The organism is Micromonospora sp. NPDC047548, from assembly GCF_040642975.1.
Taxonomy (GTDB): domain Bacteria; phylum Actinomycetota; class Actinomycetes; order Mycobacteriales; family Micromonosporaceae; genus Micromonospora.
Window position 1 is genome coordinate 1 of record NZ_JBEYTI010000116.1, and the last position, 2,119, is coordinate 2,119.

General features: G+C 65.6%; 4 protein-coding genes. 1 reads left to right on the forward strand and 3 read right to left on the reverse strand.

Annotated features, from left to right (window positions below):
* Positions 1-233: 233 nt before the first annotated feature.
* Positions 234-791: a hypothetical protein gene (locus ABZ807_RS33280; RefSeq protein ID WP_357167124.1), complete on the reverse strand. Its 558-nt coding sequence runs from the start codon at positions 789-791 to the stop codon at positions 234-236.
* A 234-nt stretch (positions 792-1,025) separates the two neighbouring features.
* Between ABZ807_RS33280 and ABZ807_RS33285 the strand changes: the two genes are divergently transcribed.
* On the forward strand, positions 1,026-1,301 hold the full coding sequence (locus ABZ807_RS33285; protein ID WP_357167127.1) for a hypothetical protein: 276 nt from the start codon (positions 1,026-1,028) through the stop codon (positions 1,299-1,301).
* Positions 1,302-1,387: 86 nt separating this feature from the next.
* Here the strand turns inward: ABZ807_RS33285 and ABZ807_RS33290 are convergent, their stop codons facing one another.
* Together ABZ807_RS33290 and ABZ807_RS33295 are read right to left on the reverse strand one after the other, a co-directional pair.
* Entirely contained in the window at positions 1,388-1,765 is a 378-nt protein-coding gene (locus ABZ807_RS33290; RefSeq protein WP_357167130.1) for a hypothetical protein, read from the reverse strand.
* Between the two features lie 74 nt (positions 1,766-1,839).
* Positions 1,840-2,010, reverse strand: a complete 171-nt coding sequence (locus tag ABZ807_RS33295; RefSeq protein ID WP_357167133.1) for a hypothetical protein — start codon at positions 2,008-2,010, stop codon at positions 1,840-1,842.
* Positions 2,011-2,119 lie beyond the last annotated feature (109 nt).

The window sequence follows — 2,119 nt, forward strand, 5'->3', positions numbered from 1 at the left end:
CAGGAGATCACCTGGCCACCAGCATGGATTTCTGCTGTCCGCCCACAAGGAGAACCCAAGGCCATCGGACAGGACTTCGTCCTGACCCTTGACAATCTCGTTTACAAGAACTGCGCGGCCCGTCCGGCTGCGTTCGTGGGGGTCGTTCACGTGGAGCGGCGATCCGGACACCTCCGGTGCAGGCTGCTGCCGTCCGAGCCCCATTGCTGTCACCGCTGCTGTCAGACAGCCATCTAACGGTCGGACCCGAGGAACCTGCCGCCCCATCGCCCAGCGAGCACGTCGAGTTCGCGCACCCGCTCGCGGTATGCCGGATCAGGTGAGAGGTCGGCAAAGTCAACAAGGACGGTGCGGCTACCAGGTATGTCGGTTGAGTAGCGCTCATGCTCCCCGTTGGGACCAGTTGGACGGGTCGTCCAGCTTCCCGTTGGCCCCGGCTCGGTCCTGATGCCCGTGCCGCCGATCGCGGCCAAGGCATCGGTGCAGCTCTGAACCGCGGCAGCTGGTACCTCAAGGTGGAAGGTGTTCCGACGGGGCAACGAAGCGGGGTACGGGACGTCCTCGTCCGACATAGCCCAGTGCATGCGCTGGGCCAGGTCCCCCAGCAAGAGATTAAGGTCGCCCGCTGAGGCACCTTCCTCCAGCGGACCCCACTCGACCAACCACCGGATCAAGCTGTCCGTGAGGTCTGCCGGCAGCTCGTTCGCCATCAGGTACCCGGACGTGATGGAGACGATGCCGAGGATTGCCCGGTAGTCAGGCTTCGGCAGCGGGCGGCCCGGCGGCTCCATCTCGTCACTGTACTGGCGCTCGATCGCATCGCCGCACAACATCCGGCGTACAGGTCGACTCGTCCGTCGCCTACCAGGTCAGCCGCCGCCACATGGGCGCTGACCTGCCTTTTCTTTGGGCGCTGCTGGTCGTCGTCGGGCCATTCTTGGTCGGCGTTCGACGGCCCCATGACGGCCCCGACGGCCCAACCACGGCCCAGGACAGCGGCGGCACTGCCGGCTATCGTCCCTCGCATGTTCGTCGAAATCATCGGAGATCAGCCACTACCTGACGCAGTCGATCGAGACGACGTCGAAGACCTCCTGGAGCAGGCCATCGGTGACGAGGGCAGCGTCACGGGCGCCGGCACGGGCGACGGGCGTTGGCACCTGGACGTAGAAATCGACACCGCCGGACGGGAGGCACAGCTACCCGTGCGGCGGCTCGCACAATCGCTCGTCGGAGTCGCGCCGCCGCCGAAGCACGACGGACGACGCCTTCGTTCCGAAGGAATGATCAGCGGCGGCTGAGCTGCGTGGGCGCCTGGGTCGAGCTGGTCAAACGGTCCGTGAGCGTCCATGATCGTCCGTCCTGGCGCGTACTCGTCGTCACCCAGCTAGCTCAGTGGCACCGTGGTTCGGTAGTCCTGAGGCAAGCCGGTGACCTCGTCGCTTTTCGGGTCGTAGATAACCAAGCCGTGCCGCTCGGCTAGGTGGCACACGGCGTCCACTGCCTCACTGCCTCGGGGTGTGTGGCTGATGGTCATGCTCACGTGGTCGATGCCTACAGCGAGGGGTGCCGACATCCAGGGTGACTCCGGGTCGCACGGCGGATGATCCGGGAACCGCACCCGCAAGCCCTCGTAGAAGGCGACGATACGTGGATCAAGCTCCCCGTCTCGGTGCGCCGGGCCGGTGCAGTGGTCGACCATCTTGCGCACCACGTCGGGTAACGCGGCAGGTTCGGCCGCGAGGACCAGGAGGTCAAAGCTCACGGCGGCATCGTCCCCCACGATGGCGGGCACGTCGAGCTGCGGAACCTGTCAAGTCAAGTGAGACGTTTTCGTGGTCAGGTGTTCTGTAGATCTGCGGATTGAGCTGCTGGTTTGTTGATCCACACGGTGTCAGGCAGGGCGGGTGGTCGGGGTCGGCGGGTGAACCGGTCGGGGTGGGCTCGCCAGGCGGCGTCGAGGGTGGCCTGCCGCTGGTTGTGCACGTCGCTGGCGGTGTCGTAGTGCACTGAGGCGGGGGTGTGTGTTAGCCGTCACCGAAGGTGACGACGAGTTGGCTCTTGCCCGTCATTGATCTTGAGGGAGTCTCTGGCGTGACCCGGTGGGGTTGCGCTTGTT